The sequence below is a fragment of the Proteus faecis genome, from assembly GCF_003144395.1.
Lineage (GTDB): Bacteria > Pseudomonadota > Gammaproteobacteria > Enterobacterales > Enterobacteriaceae > Proteus > Proteus faecis.
Genome location: NZ_PENZ01000034.1, coordinates 228,704 through 246,331, shown reverse-complemented (window position 1 = coordinate 246,331; position 17,628 = coordinate 228,704). Strand labels below are relative to the sequence as shown.

The 17,628-nt window shown below is 37.6% G+C and carries 15 protein-coding genes; 10 read left to right on the top strand and 5 right to left on the bottom strand.

The annotated features are described in order from the left end of the window. Positions 1-76 precede the first annotated feature (76 nt). The 3 genes from DK858_RS10745 (at position 77) to tus (ending at position 2,808) form a co-directional block, all read left to right on the top strand. Positions 77-1,351: an MFS transporter gene (locus tag DK858_RS10745; RefSeq protein ID WP_109397387.1), complete on the top strand. Its 1,275-nt coding sequence runs from the start codon at positions 77-79 to the stop codon at positions 1,349-1,351. A 109-nt stretch (positions 1,352-1,460) separates the two neighbouring features. Further along, positions 1,461-1,595: a hypothetical protein gene (locus tag DK858_RS18420; protein ID WP_267128368.1), complete on the top strand. Its 135-nt coding sequence runs from the start codon at positions 1,461-1,463 to the stop codon at positions 1,593-1,595. A gap of 283 nt (positions 1,596-1,878) precedes the next feature. Continuing rightward, a complete protein-coding gene (gene tus / locus DK858_RS10740) occupies positions 1,879-2,808 on the top strand; it encodes a DNA replication terminus site-binding protein (RefSeq protein ID WP_109397386.1) in 930 nt (309 codons plus the stop codon). 8 nt (positions 2,809-2,816) lie between these two features. Here tus and DK858_RS10735 read toward each other — a convergent pair whose 3' ends face one another. Continuing rightward, the gene (locus DK858_RS10735; RefSeq protein ID WP_109397385.1) at positions 2,817-3,176 is read right to left on the bottom strand and encodes a hypothetical protein; all 360 of its coding nucleotides are present in this window, start codon (positions 3,174-3,176) and stop codon (positions 2,817-2,819) included. A 75-nt stretch (positions 3,177-3,251) separates the two neighbouring features. Continuing rightward, entirely contained in the window at positions 3,252-4,649 is a 1,398-nt protein-coding gene (gene fumC, locus DK858_RS10730; protein ID WP_109397384.1) for a class II fumarate hydratase, read from the bottom strand. A 579-nt stretch (positions 4,650-5,228) separates the two neighbouring features. Here fumC and DK858_RS10725 point away from each other — a divergent pair. Further along, on the top strand, positions 5,229-6,914 hold the full coding sequence (locus tag DK858_RS10725) for a YdgA family protein (protein ID WP_109397383.1): 1,686 nt from the start codon (positions 5,229-5,231) through the stop codon (positions 6,912-6,914). A 93-nt stretch (positions 6,915-7,007) separates the two neighbouring features. Here the strand turns inward: DK858_RS10725 and DK858_RS10720 are convergent, their stop codons facing one another. Next, positions 7,008-7,970, bottom strand: a complete 963-nt coding sequence (locus DK858_RS10720) for a vWA domain-containing protein (RefSeq protein ID WP_109397382.1) — start codon at positions 7,968-7,970, stop codon at positions 7,008-7,010. A gap of 674 nt (positions 7,971-8,644) precedes the next feature. On the opposite strand from DK858_RS10720, the gene add reads away from it, so the two are divergent. Beyond that, positions 8,645-9,646 (top strand): adenosine deaminase, encoded by a 1,002-nt coding sequence (add, locus tag DK858_RS10715; protein WP_109397381.1) that lies wholly within the window; start codon positions 8,645-8,647, stop codon positions 9,644-9,646. Positions 9,647-9,775: 129 nt separating this feature from the next. Then, complete coding sequence (locus tag DK858_RS10710; protein ID WP_109397380.1) at positions 9,776-10,210, top strand: putative signal transducing protein; 435 nt, start codon at positions 9,776-9,778, stop codon at positions 10,208-10,210. Positions 10,211-10,299: 89 nt separating this feature from the next. Here DK858_RS10710 and DK858_RS10705 read toward each other — a convergent pair whose 3' ends face one another. Both DK858_RS10705 and DK858_RS10700 read right to left on the bottom strand, forming a co-directional pair. Further along, entirely contained in the window at positions 10,300-11,298 is a 999-nt protein-coding gene (locus tag DK858_RS10705; RefSeq protein ID WP_109397379.1) for a bile acid:sodium symporter family protein, read from the bottom strand. Between the two features lie 22 nt (positions 11,299-11,320). Then, on the bottom strand, positions 11,321-12,364 hold the full coding sequence (locus tag DK858_RS10700; protein WP_109397378.1) for an oxidoreductase: 1,044 nt from the start codon (positions 12,362-12,364) through the stop codon (positions 11,321-11,323). 129 nt (positions 12,365-12,493) lie between these two features. On the opposite strand from DK858_RS10700, the gene DK858_RS10695 reads away from it, so the two are divergent. The 4 genes from DK858_RS10695 (at position 12,494) to rsxC (ending at position 17,627) form a co-directional block, all read left to right on the top strand. Beyond that, entirely contained in the window at positions 12,494-12,961 is a 468-nt protein-coding gene (locus tag DK858_RS10695; RefSeq protein ID WP_099075330.1) for a DUF2569 domain-containing protein, read from the top strand. A 94-nt stretch (positions 12,962-13,055) separates the two neighbouring features. Beyond that, positions 13,056-13,637: an electron transport complex subunit RsxA gene (gene rsxA / locus DK858_RS10690; protein WP_006536930.1), complete on the top strand. Its 582-nt coding sequence runs from the start codon at positions 13,056-13,058 to the stop codon at positions 13,635-13,637. After that, positions 13,637-14,263 (top strand): electron transport complex subunit RsxB, encoded by a 627-nt coding sequence (rsxB, locus tag DK858_RS10685; protein WP_109397377.1) that lies wholly within the window; start codon positions 13,637-13,639, stop codon positions 14,261-14,263. The genes rsxA and rsxB overlap by 1 nt, the downstream gene beginning before the upstream one ends. Next, positions 14,256-17,627, top strand: coding sequence for an electron transport complex subunit RsxC (gene rsxC / locus DK858_RS10680; RefSeq protein WP_410110867.1), 3,372 nt, complete (start codon positions 14,256-14,258; stop codon positions 17,625-17,627). Before rsxB ends, rsxC begins: the two co-directional genes overlap by 8 nt. Position 17,628: the final 1 nt, after the last annotated feature.

The window sequence follows — 17,628 nt, the reverse complement described above, 5'->3', positions numbered from 1 at the left end:
TAATATATTAGACAAAAAAATCAAATATTTTTAACATTGACATAAATCAAATTTAAGTAATGGAAGTTTAATCAATATGGACACTCACGAAATAGACAGTAAAAGTGTGAGCTTAGGCGCTGATATTTCAGACAATAGATCAACTGCTCATCGCCAATCTAATCCTAAACACTATATTCAGCGTGATGATGCGCTATACATAAAAGTGACAGTGTCATTTTTTATGGTCGGGTTAGCGACATTTGCTTTACTCTATTTTGTGCAACCCATATTGCCAATATTATCTAACGAGTTCTCCATCAGCCCTGCAACCAGCAGTTTGGCACTCTCACTTTCAACCGCTTTAATGGCGTGTGGATTATTAATCACAGGCCCACTTTCAGATGCCTATGGTCGTAAAAATGTTATGGTTATCGCGCTGTTTTGTGCCGCATTCTTTACATTATTAAGTGCAACCATGAATAGTTGGACAGGCATTTTAATGACGCGAGCTTTAGTTGGGCTTTCATTAAGTGGTGTTGCAGCAGTAGCAATGACATATTTAAGTGAAGAAATTCACCCCGCTTATCTCGCATTATCAATGGGTTTGTATATTAGCGGGAACTCTATTGGAGGAATGAGCGGACGCGTTATTACAGGGGTATTAAGTGATTATTATTCTTGGCGTTTATCCGTTGTTATTCTAGGTATATTTGCTCTTTTCGCTGCAATTACTTTCTGGAAGATATTACCTGCTTCACAGCACTTTAGACCGACCGCATTAAAACCTCGTAATCTTCTTATTACCACTAAATTGCATTTTAGGGATAAAGGGCTGCCTTTATTATTTATTGAAGGTGGTTTATTGATGGGCGGTTTTGTTACTTTATTTAACTATATTGGCTATCGTTTATTAGATGCACCCTATTCATTAAGTCAAACTACTGTGGGGCTGATTTCTATCGTCTATTTAAGTGGTACCTATAGTGCCTCTAAAGCGGGCTTATTAACCACTAAATACGGTTTAGGCAAGGTCTTTATTGCTGGCATTTCAATGATGTTAATTGGCATATTGATTACTTTGATTGAATCACTGCCCATTATTTTTATTGGGATGCTTATCTTAACGACAGGTTTCTTTGCGGCACATGCCGTCGCAAGTAGTTGGGTTGGTCGTCGCGCAAAGCGCGGAAGAGCCCAAGCCTCCTCCCTTTATCTTTTTACTTACTATGCGGGCTCTAGTCTTGCAGGTACCGTAGGTGGATTATTCTGGGTGAGTTTCGGTTGGCTTGGCGTAGGTTTATTTATCGCCCTATTAATGACTATTGCGCTTTTAATTGCATTGCGTTTAAACAGCACACTTAGAAATTAATTGTTGGCATCAATAAAAAGTAATAGTTAATTGATAATTAAGAATATTGATTACACTTTCCCCCTTTTTTAAGATGGCGATGACAAACCAACCACAAAGGATAAATATAATGAATTATTTTAAAAAACTACTTATGGCACTTTCCGTTTCTTTTATTTTACTCTCGACAACAACTATCGCTTCTTCAGAATGCCCGCCAACACACCCTGATTGTGGTGATGATATATGGGTACAAAATCAATAAACATGGTGTTTTGTGTTAACTAGGTGTTTATTTGCTAAAACCACTCTAGTAGCTGGATGTTGATTTGTTAGAACCTTATTAGATTTTAACTTTTAAACATCATTATGATTAAGAATTTCCCTTTAAATTGTAATAATGACCATTTTACGGCATACTGTGTTTATATACAGCATGCCGTATTTTCCTCATTTTTCCCTATTAGACCAATGTACTTTTCACTGAAGTTAATGTATCGTTTTAAGTAAAGGTCTATTGTATGTTGTAACTAAATAAGGATGTGAAAGTGAACAAATATGATTTAATCGAGCAATTTAATCATTGCTTTAAACTGTTAGAAACAGAGATTGAGGCGTTGTCGGCTTCGCTTAGAACGCTCACTTTATTACCTTCTGCTGTATTTGAATTACCCGATGTGAGCAAAGAAGAAGAGCATGATGAAGTTGATTACGTTACAGTGTCACCAAGTTATAACGAAGACGCGCTGGATCTTACCTTAAAACTTATTGCTAACCTGTTTATTTATGATAATGCCCCACATATTAGTAGTAAACGCGCTATTCGTTTACCTGGTGTGCTTTGCTTTAGTGCTGATAACCAAACATTTAAGTCTGTAAAAAAACAAGTTGAGCAAATTAATTTATTAAAAAAACAGCTTTCTAATATAGTGACTAAAGAGTCTGGTGTATCGAAAGAAGAACGCTTCGATTTCGTCCATAATCAATTAAAAGGCTTAATTACACTCAATGCTTATCGTACCCTCACCCTACTCTCTGATCCAGATACGGTGCGTTTTGGTTGGGCAAATAAGAATATTATTAAGAATTTAACGCGTAATGAGGTATTAACCCAATTAGAAAAAAGCCGTGAGGCTAATCGTGCAGTTCCTCCTTATACTAGTGAACAATGGGCTGAACGTCTGGACAAAGAGATCATCACTCTTTCTCAATTACCTGAAAATGCAAAATTAAAAATAAAGCGTCCAGTCAAAGTGCAACCTATTGCGCGAGTTTGGTATTCAGAACTTCAAAAACAAGTGCAATATGCATGCCCCTTGCCTTTATTAGCTTTCTATATTGATAAAGAGAGCGACTTTAAACCTGTTATTGGCGAACTTCCTGATTATGATGCCAATAACATTCAAATTCGTCATCGCCCTAAAGCTAAAAAGCTACAATTAATTATTCCAAGAATGCATTTATATCTTGAAAAGTAGAGAATATCTTATTTTTCAATAAGTTTAATTGAGCTTCCTTGAATAATTCGCTGAAGATAATCATTAAGCTGAACAAAGTGATTGTCTTCAATATCTAAATAAATTGTTATTATCATATTGTTTTTTAATGCAAAAATAATCTCTTTGCGTTCAAGGGTGATTTTTTCAAGCGAATTAATGGCTTCAATATCAGATAAATGGGTCATTAAACCAATTGAATTATCTATATCTTCATCTTCTTCATCAAATCTTGAAAGAATAATGAAATGATCAGGAGAAACAGCATCATCCCCTATTCCGATAATGGTAACATCATCTTCGACATAGCAATTAACTTCTGTCGCCGTAAACCTAATTTCTTCAATCATTATTTTTCCTATAAGATCTAAAAATCCCGCCATTATAGCGGGATTTAATATCGGTTAAATAAGCGTGTTTAACACTTATTTTTTCATGCTACCAACCATATCTTCTGGACGTACCCAGCTATCGAATTCTTCCGATGTTAGGTAGTTCAGTTTCAATGCAGATTCTTTTAGCGTTAAGCCTTCTTTGTGCGCTTTCTTCGCAATTTCAGCGGCTTTATCGTAACCAATATGAGTATTTAATGCAGTAACTAACATTAATGATTCGTGCAGTAGTTTATTGATACGTTCACGATTTGGCTCAATACCAATTGCACAGTGCTCATTGAAGCTACGCATACCATCAGCCAGTAAACGAACTGATTGTAAGAAGTTATCAATAATCATTGGACGATAAACGTTCAGTTCAAAGTTACCTGATGCGCCACCAATATTGATTGCAACATCATTACCCATTACTTGAGCACATAACATTGTTAATGCTTCACATTGTGTTGGGTTAACTTTACCTGGCATGATTGAACTACCTGGTTCATTTTCTGGGATTGCGATTTCGCCAATACCACAACGAGGGCCAGAAGCTAACCAACGCACGTCATTAGCAATCTTCATTAATGATGCAGCTAAACCTTTTAACGCACCATGTGCATGAACTAATGCATCACAAGTTGCTAATGCTTCAAATTTATTAGGCGCTGTTACAAAAGGCTGGCCTGATAATTCAGCGATACGTTTAGCAACACGCACAGCATATTCTGGATGGGTATTTAATCCCGTACCTACCGCTGTACCACCTAGCGCTAATTCACAAACATGAGGAACTGAATCATCGATATGTTTGATACTATGCTCAAGCATAGCAGCCCAACCAGAGATCTCTTGACCTAATGTTAGTGGTGTCGCATCTTGCAGGTGTGTACGACCAATTTTAACGATATCATGGAAAGCTTCTGCTTTCTCTTTGAATACTTTCAGCAGTGATTTTAATTCTGGCAATAAATCCTGACGTAATGCAATAACAGCAGCGACATGCATGGCAGTTGGGAACACATCATTTGAACTCTGACTTTTGTTAACATCATCGTTCGGATGGATTTTGCGCTCCATGCCACGGATACCACCAAGTATCTCACTACCACGGTTAGCTAACACTTCATTCATATTCATGTTTGATTGAGTGCCAGAACCGGTCTGCCAGATTGCTAATGGGAATTCAGTTGGGTGTTTACCTGCAAGCACTTCATCTGCAGCTGCGATAATTGCATCAGCGCGCTCTTTGGGTAATAAACCTAAATCCATGTTAACACCTGCGGCTGCTTTCTTCGTGAGAGCAAGCGCATGGATAAGCGCAACAGGCATTTTTTCAACTGAAATACGGAAGTGTTCAAGAGAACGCTGCGTTTGAGCTCCCCATAACTGGTCAGCTGGTACTTCGATTTGTCCCATTGAGTCTTTTTCAATGCGAGTGGCTGCCATTTCAATCTCCTTAAGTACACAGAATAATTGATTAGTTCCGAATCACTTTCTAGTAAATAACTCGGATACCAATATCATGCCATAAACAGAATAATAAATATGAGAGCTAAAGCGAGCTTATGAAAATTATAACAGAATGAAATCTGTTGATTTTTTTAAAAAGTACGGTTAGCAATCTTATTTTATTGCTAAGGTTATTATTTAAGCCTTCATATTTATATCTACATTTATTATGATCTATTGTTATTAATCATAAATAGAATTACATCACAATTAAATGTTGTCCAAATCTAAAAATGAGCAAGAAAAAAGCACTTTAATCCTGATTTAAACTATCTTATAAATCATATTCATTTTGCTTTAAACTCATTATGTTAGCAATTAACTAAGTAAGTTCTGATTGCGATTTTATTCCACTAAATCTATATTTACAGTTAGTATAGATGGCGATACATACATGTGGATTATCTATATTTAAATTTAGTAAAATTTATCACCAATTTATCGGGTTGTTTAAGGGTTACAAAACAGCCTTTATAACGTACATCTCCAGATGTACACAGAGGATGGACTAGAATTATGAAGAAATCGCTTGTCGCTGTTGGTGTTATCGTCGCACTCGGTGTTGTTTGGACTGGTGCGTCATGGTACATGGGCAGCAAAATTGAAAGTCGCTTACAGGAAGAAACGAAACTAGCTAATGAACAATTGGCTCAACTTGCTAAAAATGCACAGTTTGATGCTGATGTTAAACTTGAAATTCGTGACTATAAAAAAGGGGTTTTCACCTCTAATGCAGACTTTGCTGTCGTGATTTCAAAAGATGCTAGTGATGCAAGCCAAGAAAAAAAAGTAGAAGAAATTATTTTCTCTACTGATATTGACCACGGTCCATTCCCTCTTTCTGATCTGGCTAAATTTAATTTAGCGCCAAAATTAGCAGCGATGGATAATACGTTGGTTGATAACAACTCAACAAAAGAGTTATTCAAACTAACTAAAGAAAAATCTATTCTTAATGGTCACACCTCTTTAGCTTTCGATGGTTCAGTATCCGGTACCGCGACACTAAATTCTATCGATTTTGCTGAAAATGGTGGCACAGTTAAAACGACACCTATCACTGTTGAGTATTCATCAGACAAAGATGCAACAAACTTTGCAACCAAAATTAAAGGTGATCAAGTTGTTGTGACTAAAGATGGTGAAGAAACTTTCACAATTAAAAATATCTCTGGTTCTCTTGTTGGAACAAAAGTTAATAACGATCAGTACTTATTTAATGAACAAATATTAAATTTTGCTGAAATCGCACATACCAGTAAAGACAAAGCATCTGATTTCTCACTGAAAGATTTTTCTCTGACGACAAAAAGTGATATCAAAGATAAGCTCTTTAACATCTCTCAAACTTATGACTTTAAGTCACTGAATGTTGCAGGACTAGAATTTGGTGCTGGTAAATTTGGCTATTCCATTGATAAAGCTGATCCAGATGCGATGTTGTTATTAACCAAAGTTTATAACAACTCATTGTTACCATGGAATAAAAATCATTTCGACAATTCAGAAATGGTTGAACAAGCCGTTCGTGATGTTCTAGAAAAAGGCTTAGTTTTCCGTATTGATGAAGCTTCTTTAACCAATAAAAGTGGTGCAAGTAAGTTAACCTTTAACTTAGACTTAAATGCTTTTAACGTTAAAGTATTAGAAAGCCAAGAGAAATCACCAGCAGAGTTATTTAACTATCTGTTTAAAAACATCGATTTTAATATTGATTTATCTCTTCCAATGTTAGCTGAATTCCGTAACACCACTCAATATCTTGATGCTGCTCGTTACCAAGAAACCGCATTGACAGATGAAGAGAAAAAAGAGATTGAAGCAACAACAGCGACTGATATTGAACAGTTAAAAGCTGAGTTACAACAAAATATCAATCAAATTTCTCAAGACGAAAAAGATGCATTACCATTGATGTTACTTGCACAGGATGGTAAAGCATTAAGCATGAAACTGAACTATGCTGCAGATAAATTCACCATGAATGGTAAAACTTATACTTTTGATGAATTTATGGAAGTCACCCAAGCACCTCAAATGTTGGGTTTAGCAGCCATGTTATTCGGTATGGGCGCATCATCTTATGATTATGATGATTCTGATTATTCAGAAGAAGGTTATCAAGAAGAAATGACCGAAGATCCAGCCATTATCGAAGAACAAGACATCTTAATTCCTGAGCAACCAGCACAAGCTCAATAATTAACTTTTTGTTAGAACGGTCAGTCGTTAAAACAATAAATACCCCATTTGTAAAATAACATAATGGGGTATTTTTTTAGCATCGTGTTTTAATTAACAATCGCGATCTTTAGCTGGAATATGGTGATGACTCCATTCATCTTTGCAACAAGAATCAATAGCTTTATTAATTATTCCCGCAAGAGTATTTACAGTGGAAATAATAGAAGTGAGTTGTGTGCAGACCTGATTACAGTTAGATGTTTTTTCATCCGGTTTAGGAATATCCGGTAACGTCAAGCTATCACAGAGTATTTCTTGTAATACTAATGAAAATTGCGCAATACCTGTAGTATAGATATATGAGCGCCCTCCTGTCTCTCTTGCTAAACGTTGATATTCTCTTGTGATACTATCTCTATCAGCAATACTTGGGAAACGATCTAAATTCGTTATTTTATTATCAGGTGTTCCTTGATAGGTATACACTTTGACTTTTTCGTTCTGAGCTACAGAGATAGCTTCATCATTTTTTCTAACCGCATCATTTGTAAGAACACCACCGCCCCCTTCCATTCCTTCATCACCCAACACAAAAATAGCGCGGCGGGCACCGTCACGCCAATCAAAATACTTACTTAAATCAATTACTGCACGACATAAATCCTCTTTATTGCCGGCATGATCACGCCCATCTGCTTCTTTAAATGGTTTTCTTGCCTGTAAACGACTTTCAGGAACTCCTAGCGCTTTTAAATAGTCACTGGCTGATTGATCAAATTTAGTATCATCCCATGTACCTTCTATACCTAAAAAGGTCACTCTCAGTTTTGATGGACATTGTTCAAGTGCAGTTTGTATTGCATCATCCACTTCTTTACTTAAATCCGACGATTCATCAGACATTGAACCACTGGTATCAATCACGACAACTAAATCTAACGCAATCACACCATCACCAGTAACGACTTGTGATCCATAAGTAAGATTATTTGAGGATGAAGGTGGAAGCATTTTGGGCATTAGTTGATCTTTTATTTTATTATTTTCAAAACTAAAATCAGAATTCTCATTCATATTTATTTTCCTTAATTTTAAATAAATAGGTATCTATTAAAAAATTATTTTGTAAATAATTACATCTAGTTAAATATATCTCGCTAACAGCTCCCCTATTATGGCGATAATCACCTATCATTTATTCCTTATTTAATAAAAGGGATATTCTATTTTTTAGTTCCCTTTTATTTTCTATAAATAATTTAAAATAAAAACTAACTTTATTGTTTTTATAAGAATAATATTTTCATTTTTTATCTAAAAAACACCTTAAACAAAAATAAGCATTAATTTATTAAACAAAATCATAATAAATTGATATTTAATATATTTTTTATATCCGTGCTTTCATTTAAAACTATCAAAATAACTGATAGGACATTTCAATTATAATGATTGATCTTTTTTCAAATTAACATTTAATGTATCAATCTGTCTGATAATACACGTCAATTAAATTGAATGTAGTAGCTAATAAATAAACACTTCTTTTTTCCATCTTCTATTTTTCAACTAAAAAACGAGAAAAAACTGCATTTTTAGTTTTAAAAATAGCTAATTTAAGTTTATTTGTTAGTGCATAAAATAAAAATCAGTCATAATAATCTGCAACTTATTTATATTTACCCAATTATAAGAAAATCACTATAAACGATAGATTTTCATTGTTTCTATTAAAAAGGAAAATACACGTGATTGACACACAGTTGCCTTTAACCGACTTACATCGTCATTTAGATGGTAATATTCGTCCACAAACTATTTTAGAGTTAGCAAAACAACATAATATTGCACTACCTGCTTATGAATTAGAAGCATTGCGACCTCATGTACAAATCACAAAAAACGAGCCAAGTCTTGTTAGTTTTTTACAAAAATTAGATTGGGGTGTAGCAGTTTTAGCAGATTTAGACGCATGTCATCGTGTTGCTTATGAAAACGTGGTGGATGTAGTTAATGCAGGTATCGATTACGCTGAATTGCGATTCTCACCTTATTATATGGCAATGAAACATCAGTTGCCGGTTGAGGGTGTCGTGGAAGCCATTATTGATGGTGTACAAAGCGCACAGCAATCACACGATGTAGATATTCGTTTAATCGGTATTTTAAGCCGTACCTTTGGTGAAAACGCCTGCCAACAAGAATTAGATGGCTTACTAAAACATCAAGATAAAATTACAGCACTTGATTTAGCCGGTGATGAATTAGGTTTTCCAGGCCATTTATTCCAACCCCATTTTAACCGTGCTCGTGATACTGGCTGGAATATTACAGTTCATGCTGGTGAAGCAGCTGGTGCAGAAAGTATTTGGCATGCAATTAAAGAATTAGGTGCAAGTCGTATTGGTCACGGAGTGAAAGCAATTGAAGATCCACGTTTAATGGACTATCTTGCCGAACATCAAATTGGTATTGAGTCTTGCTTAACATCAAATATTCAAACCAGTACGATCAATTCGTTAGCAGAGCATCCTTTAAAAACATTTTTAGAGCATGGCATTATTGCCTCTCTTAATACCGATGATCCTGCAGTTGAAGGTATTGAACTAAAACATGAATATACTGTTGCAGCACCTGCTGCGGGGTTAACACCAGAGCAAATCCGCCAAACACAAATTAATGGCTTAAAAATGGCCTTTATTAGCCAAGCCGAACGTGATGCATTAATTAAAAAAGTGAGTTCACGTTAATATCTAATCATTTATTGATTAAAACCATCTGTTTATCAGGTGGTTTTTTTATTTATTAAAAATGGATGGAATTCTTAATAACTCTTAGACTAGAATTAATTTTCAAAGGGTAATTATTAAGGAAAAACTATGTGGAATATTCATCCAACAAGGGGGCAATATAAATTATTAGCACAATATCTATCACCGCTTGATGCTTCGATAGAAGCGGGTTTTCTTCAATCAGAAGGCATTGATGTGATCCTTTTAGATGAAAATATTGTTTGGAATAACCAAGTATATGCTCAAGCAATTGGGGGCGTAAAATTACTCGTCAACGATAAAGAATTTGAACAAGCTCAGACTATGCTGAATGAACTTTACCAAGGTAAATATACTATTAGCGACCAGCTAGAACCCATCGAGTGTGAATTAAAGGTTGATGTGAAAAATCATAAATCCGACTATTTAAATATGGGATTTGTTTTCTTAATTTATCTTATATTCGGCTTACCACTTCCTTTTAAATCTCAACGACCTTTATTAGCCGATAAAAAAGAAAATCATGACCATCATAGCCAATAAAAAAGCACCGGTAAAAAAGTAAAATCGATGCTTTTTTCTCATTTAGTTCACTATTAATATCTGATTGATCTTATTGATTATCCACCAGCTTAAATACGCTCTTTCTTTTCGGCTTTTTTAGTTTGATTGGCATAACGCTGTGCTAATACCGCACAAACCATTAATTGGATCTGATGGAATATCATTAGTGGTAATAACATTACCCCAACGGTGGCGGCAGGAAATAACACATTCGCCATGGGTACACCATTTGCTAAGCTCTTTTTGGAACCACAAAAAACAATGGTGATCTCATCTTCTTTATTAAAACCAAGCAATCTTGCACTGTACATATTCACAAAAATCACAATCGCTAACAGAATACAACTCACTACAGTAATCGTTAATAGCGACCAACCATCAATTTTATGCCAGATCCCCTCAACAACGGCCTCACTAAATGCCACATATACCACCAGCAAAATAGAAGAACGATCTGTTCTATTAACTAATTTTTTATGATTATCAACCCAACGGCCAATTAAAGGTCGAGATAAGTGACCAATAATAAAAGGTACCATCAATTGTAGTAAAATAGACTGAATAGCACCGGCTGTATCAAAGTCACTCGCAGAGCCTTGCGTTTGCATTAAAAAACCGACTAATAGCGGTGAAAGAAAAACACCAAGAATGCTGGATGCAGATGCACTACAAATAGCCGCAGCGACATTTCCTCCAGCAACAGAAGTAAAGGCAATCGCAGATTGCACCGTCGCTGGTAATGCACAAAGATATAAAAAACCCATATAGACAGTCGGTGACATCCATTCAGGTACAATAACTTGTAATCCGAGCCCTAAAATAGGGAAAAGAATAAAGGTACTAGCAAATACAGTAAGATGTAAACGCCAATGCCCAAGCCCTGCCAATATCGCTTCTCTAGAAAGCTTCGCGCCATGTAAAAAGAACAGCAGTGCTATCGCGCCGGTCGTAAGATATTGGAATAAGACTTTAATATCGCCTTGTGCGGGTAGGAGTGTTGCAAGCGTCACCACACAAATCATAATCATGAGAAAAGGATCGAGTTTTAATTTTTGCCACCAAGACATTAGATTTAGTGCTCCCTTTGGCTTATAACGTAATAGTTTGTTTTAAACGATTAGAAATTTCGCCAGCTTCAATCAAACGCATAATGGCTGTTGCTTGTATTGGCGTAACGGGATTTTCTTCACCCAATGTAATTGCACGATAAATTTGTTGATAGTAAGCGGGATAATCACCAGAAAGTGTAGTAAGTGTCGTTGTCTCTAACTCACCAGACTCTGATAGTATTGTTAATTCACCATCATTATTATCCATTCCCCAATTATAAGTTTGGTTAGGAAGATAACCCGCTTTTAAGGCATCTTCTTGGGTATCCAAACCATACTTAACATAGCTTCCTTTTGTTCCATGAATAGCAAAGATAGGTGTTGGAGACGCAACTAACATCGAAGCATGAAGGACAACTCTAAGATTGTCATATTCTAGTAATGCATGAAAGTAATCGGCATTTTTTGCATTAGGGCGTAATTGTGCAATATTAGCCGTAATCGCTTTAGGTTCACCAAATAGACAAATCGCTTGGTCAAGAACATGAGGGGCGAGATCGTACCAAAGCCCGCCACCAATTCCTGCATCTTCTCTCCAACGTTGACGTACCGTTGGACGAAAACTATCAAAATGCGCTTCATAGGCACGGATATCACCCAGTGTTTTATCAGCTAAAAGCTTTTTAACGGTTAAGAAACCGGAATCCCAACGGCGATTATGAAAGACGGAAAGAAGTTTACCCGCATCGTTTGCTTGCTGAGTCAATTTTTCAGCTTCTTCCAGTGTCAGTGTAAACGGTTTATCAACAATGACATGTTTACCTTTTTTCAGAGCCTGTGAAGCCAGTGAATAGTGAGTATTATTCGGTGTTGGAATAATGATTAAGTCAATTGAGGGATCGTTAATAAGTGCTTGAGGGTCGGCATAAACCGTCATATGAGGAAAATCTTGTTTTACTTTATTTTCATCAGAGCTTGAAATTGCACTAAGATTTAAGCCATCGGTTGTTATTATCAGCGGCGCATGAAAAGTTTTACTTGCATAGCCATACCCGATAATTCCAACATTGAGTTTAATTGCCATAACCCTATCCTATTTTTATATGCTTTTTTTAACAAAAATCACTTTCACTTTTGTAGCTAAATAAATAATAACAAAGTTTGTGATAATATCCCGTTTAGTTCTATACATACGAGTAGGAATAATTAATTAATGAAATTTGATCTCAAAGCAAACACGCAGAATAACCTTTCAGGAAAAGCGCCTATTACCGGGTGGTTGCTTGCGCCATTGGCTTATATGATCTTGTCAGTTATCGGTTCTGGGTTAATGTCTGTTCTCTATGTTATTAAATATTTTTCAGATTTTTCGATCCTCCACCAGCTTCCTTTTCATTTGATATCAAGTTGGTATCTTTCCGCGTTAACAACGTGGGTAATGTTTAGTTTTACACTTTATCTACTAAGACAATTTTTTTATCGTGCTAAAAATTTTCCGCGCCTGTTTATTTTTTGGTTGCTTATCAACTTACTATTAGCCATTAAGAGCTTTGGTTTTGCGCCTGTTGACGACCAAACCGCATTACAATCCCTTCTATGGTCTGTTTTCTCGACTGTCTGCTTTGTGCCCTATATCAAGTACTCTAAACGTGTCCGTGAAACTTTCACACAAGTTCGATAACTTCACGTCTTTACCCTTGATATTATATACGCTTGTTTAGCCTCTTTATTTCTGGAGGCTTTTTGTTTCTCTGTTTAACAATTTTGGCATAACAATGACTGATTACTTGCTTCTATTCGTCGGCACCGTATTGGTGAATAACTTTGTACTCGTCAAATTCCTTGGTTTATGCCCATTTATGGGTGTATCAAAAAAATTAGAAACTGCGATTGGTATGGGATTTGCGACCACCTTTGTTATGACACTCGCCTCGATTAGTTCTTGGCTGATGGATAATTTTATTTTAGTTCCTTTGGACTTACTTTATTTACGCACACTGAGTTTTATTTTAGTTATTGCAGTAGTTGTACAATTCACTGAAATGGTTGTAAGAAAAACAAGCCCGACACTCTATCGTTTATTAGGGATCTTCTTACCTTTAATTACCACAAACTGTGCTGTATTAGGTGTAGCATTATTAAATATCAATCAAGCTCACACATTTATGCAATCTGCCGTTTATGGTTTTGGTGCCGCCGTCGGTTTCTCTTTGGTAATGGTATTATTTGCAGCTATTCGAGAACGTTTAGCCGTCGCCAATGTACCCGCACCCTTTAAAGGTGCTTCAATTGGTTTAATTACCGCAGGTTTAATGTCTCTCGCCTTTATGGGTTTTAGTGGTTTGGTGAAACTGTAATGAATTCTTTATGGATAGCAATTGGCGTACTCGGTGCGCTAGGTCTTATCTTTGGGCTAATTTTGGGATATTCCGCACGTCGTTTTAAAGTGGAAGAAGATCCTATTGTCGAAAAAATTGACGCAATATTACCGCAAAGCCAATGCGGGCAATGCGGTCATCCTGGGTGTCGCCCTTATGCAGATGCTGTTGCAAACAATGGTGAAATGATTAACCGTTGTGCACCAGGTGGCGAACAAGTGATGTTAAAAATAGCGGAATTAATGGGTGTTGAGCCTCAACCACTCGATGGTGATGAAGAAGCATTAAATCCAATTAGAAAAGTCGCCTTAATTGATGAAGATAATTGCATAGGATGCACTAAGTGTATTCAAGCGTGCCCTGTTGATGCCATTGTGGGTGCAACACGCGCTATGCACACTGTTATTGAAGACTTATGTACCGGATGTGACTTATGTGTTCCTCCATGTCCTACTGATTGCATAACTTTAATTCCTGTCAAAGTCACAACCTCAAACTGGAAATGGGATTTAAATACAATCCCGGTAAAAAACATTCCCGCAGAGCCGGAAGAAACACCAGAAGATGAACCGTCATTAAAGACGGAGGATAACGCTCATGTTTAATCTCTTTTCGTTATTTAAAAAAGATAAAATCTGGGATTTTAAAGGCGGTATTCATCCTCCTGAAATGAAATTGCAGTCAAGTCGTACACCAATGCGTATAGCGCAATTACCTAATGAAGTCATTATTCCTATTCATCAGCATTTAGGTGTACCGGGTCAACTTTGTGTCAGCGTAGGCGAACATGTATTAAAAGGTCAACCGTTAACACGAGGAGTTGGTAGGACATTGCCTGTACATGCCTCTATCTCTGGTACAGTTACAGCAATAGAACCTTTTCCAAGTACTCACCCTTCTGGATTACCTGAAATTGCAGTAAGAATTCAATCTGACGGTAAAGATGAGTGGCGTGAACAATTCCCTCTTGTGGATTATCAATCACAAAGTAAAGAGGTTTTACTCACTCGCATTCATGAAGCAGGCATTGCGGGATTAGGTGGAGCTGGATTTCCAACAGCCACAAAATTAAAAGGTGGTGGCAATCTTATTAAAACACTTATCATCAATGCAGCAGAGTGTGAACCATATATTACTGCCGACGATCGCTTAATGCAGGAGCATGCTGATGAAGTGATTGCAGGGTGTCAGGTCTTAATTCACCTTCTCTCTCCAGATGAAGTGCTAATTGGTATTGAAGATAATAAGCCTGAAGCCATCGAGTCATTAAAACACGCCTTAAGTACAGTACCTGATGAAAAACGTATTTTCATTCGTGTTATTCCAACAAAATACCCATCAGGTGGTGCTAAACAACTCACCAAAATCTTAACGGGCAAAGAAGTACCATCTGGTGGTCGTTCATCTGATATTGGCGTTTTAATGCAAAACGTCGGTACTGTTGTTGCCATCAAACGTGCCATTATTGATGATGAGCCATTAATTGAACGTGTTGTCACCGTCACAGGTAATGGCGCTAAAACACCAGGTAATTTTTGGGTGCGTTTAGGTACACCTATTTACTCATTACTAAAACAAGCGGGTTTTGTTGCAGGCTCTGAACAAATGGTGATTATGGGTGGACCATTAATGGGCTTTACCTTACCAGACTTAAATGCTCCTGTTGTTAAGATAACGAACTGCCTACTTATTCCTTCAGCTGAAGAGATGGATACAAATAACCTTGAAGAAGCCTGTATCCGTTGTGGTCATTGTGTTGATGCTTGCCCTAGTGGTTTATTACCTCAACAACTTTACTGGTTTAGTAAAGGTAAAGAGCATGAGAAAGCACAACAACATAATTTATTTGATTGTATTGAATGTGGTGCTTGTGCATTTGTTTGCCCAAGTAATATTCCGCTAGTTCAATACTATCGCCAAGAAAAAGCAGAAATACGAGAAATTGATGCAGAAGCAAAACGCGCGGCAGAAGCCAAAGCACGTTTTGAAGCGAAGAAAATACGTATGGAGCGTGAAAAACTTGAGCGTGAAGCAAGACATCAACGCGCAGCAGTTAAACTTGATGATAAAGATCACGGTGAAGTTCAATCAGCACTTTCTCGTGTAAAAGCGAAACAAAGTATCGGCAAAATTATTTCTGTTAAAGCGGGAGAAGAGCCTGATAACGCAGCTGCTATTGCCGCACGTAAAAAACGCAAAGAAGAAGTCAGAGCAAAACAAGCGGCTAAACTAGCACAACAAAAAGCACTAGAAACCTCAAGTGAGAATGTAGCAAGCAAGAACGAAGATGCTGATCCGCGTAAAGCTGCTGTTGCTGCCGCATTAGCTCGAGTTAAAGCCAAGAAAGCACAGCAAGCGCAAACAGAAGCAACAACTAAGGAAACACCGGTGCAAAATACTGAAGGGGAAGAAGTCGATCCGCGCACAGCTGCTGTTGCTGCCGCATTAGCTCGAGTTAAAGCCAAGAAAGCACAGCAAGCGCAAACAGAAGCAACAACTAATGAAACACCTGTGCAAAATACTGAAGTGGAAGAAGTCGATCCGCGCAAAGCTGCTGTTGCTGCCGCATTAGCTCGAGTTAAAGCCAAGAAAGCACAGCAAGCGCAAACAGAAGCAACAACTAATGTAGCACCTGCACAAAATACTGAAGCGGAAGAAGGCGATCCACGTAAAGCTGCTGTTCCTGCCGCTATTGCCAGAGTAAAAGCAAAAAAAGAAGCTCAACAAATCCAAGCAACAGTTGATGAAGCACCTGAGCAACATGCTAAAGCGGAAGAAGTCGATCCACGTAAAGCTGCTGTTGCTGCCGCATTAGCTCGAGTTAAAGCCAAGAAAGCACAGCAAGCGCAAACAGAAGCAACAACTAATGTAGCACCTGCACAAAATACTGAAGCGGAAGAAGTCGATCCACGTAAAGCTGCTGTTGCTGCCGCTATTGCCAGAGTAAAAGCAAAAAAAGAAGCTCAACAAACCCAATCAACAGTTGATGAAGCACCTGAGCAACATGCTAAAGCGGAAGAAGTCGATCCGCGCAAAGCTGCTGTTGCTGCCGCATTAGCTCGAGTTAAAGCCAAGAAAGCACAGCAAGCGCAAACAGAAGCAACAACTAATGTAGTACCTGCACAAAATACTGAAGCGGAAGAAGTCGATCCACTTAAAGCTGCTTTTGCTGCGGCTCTTGCCAGAGTAAAAGCAAAAAAAGAAGCTCAACAAACCCAATCAACAGTTGATGAAGCACCTGAGCAACATGCTAAAGCGGAAGAAGTCGATCCGCGCAAAGCTGCTGTTGCTGCCGCTATTGCCAGAGTAAAAGCAAAAAAAGAAGCTCAACAAATCCAATCAACAGTTGATGAAGCACCTGAGCAACATGCTAAAGCGGAAGAAGTCGATCCACGTAAAGCTGCTGTTGCTGCCGCATTAGCTCGAGTTAAAGCCAAGAAAGCACAGCAAGCGCAAACAGAAGCAACAACTAATGTAGCACCTGCACAAAATACTGCAGCGGAAGAAGTCGATCCGCGCAAAGCTGCTGTGGCTGCCGCTATTGCCAGAGTGAAAGCGAAAAAAGAAGCTCAACAAAGCCAATCAACAGTTGATGAAGCACCTGAGCAACATGCTAAAGCGGAAGAAGTCGATCCACGTAAAGCTGCTGTTGCTGCCGCTATTGCCAGAGTTAAAGCGAAAAAAGAAGCTCAACAAACCCAATCAACAGTTGATGAAGCACCTGAGCAACATGCTAAAGCGGAAGAAGTCGATCCACGTAAAGCTGCTGTTGCTGCCGCTATTGCCAGTGATAAAGCGAAAAAAGAAGCTCAACAAACCCAATCAACAGTTGATGAAGCACCTGAGCAACATGCTAAAGCGGAAGAAGTCGATCCGCGTAAAGCTGCTGTTGCTGCCGCTATTGCCAGAGTTAAAGCGAAAAAAGAAGCCGAACAACGTCGAGCTAAAGAAGAAGTTACCTTGGATTAAT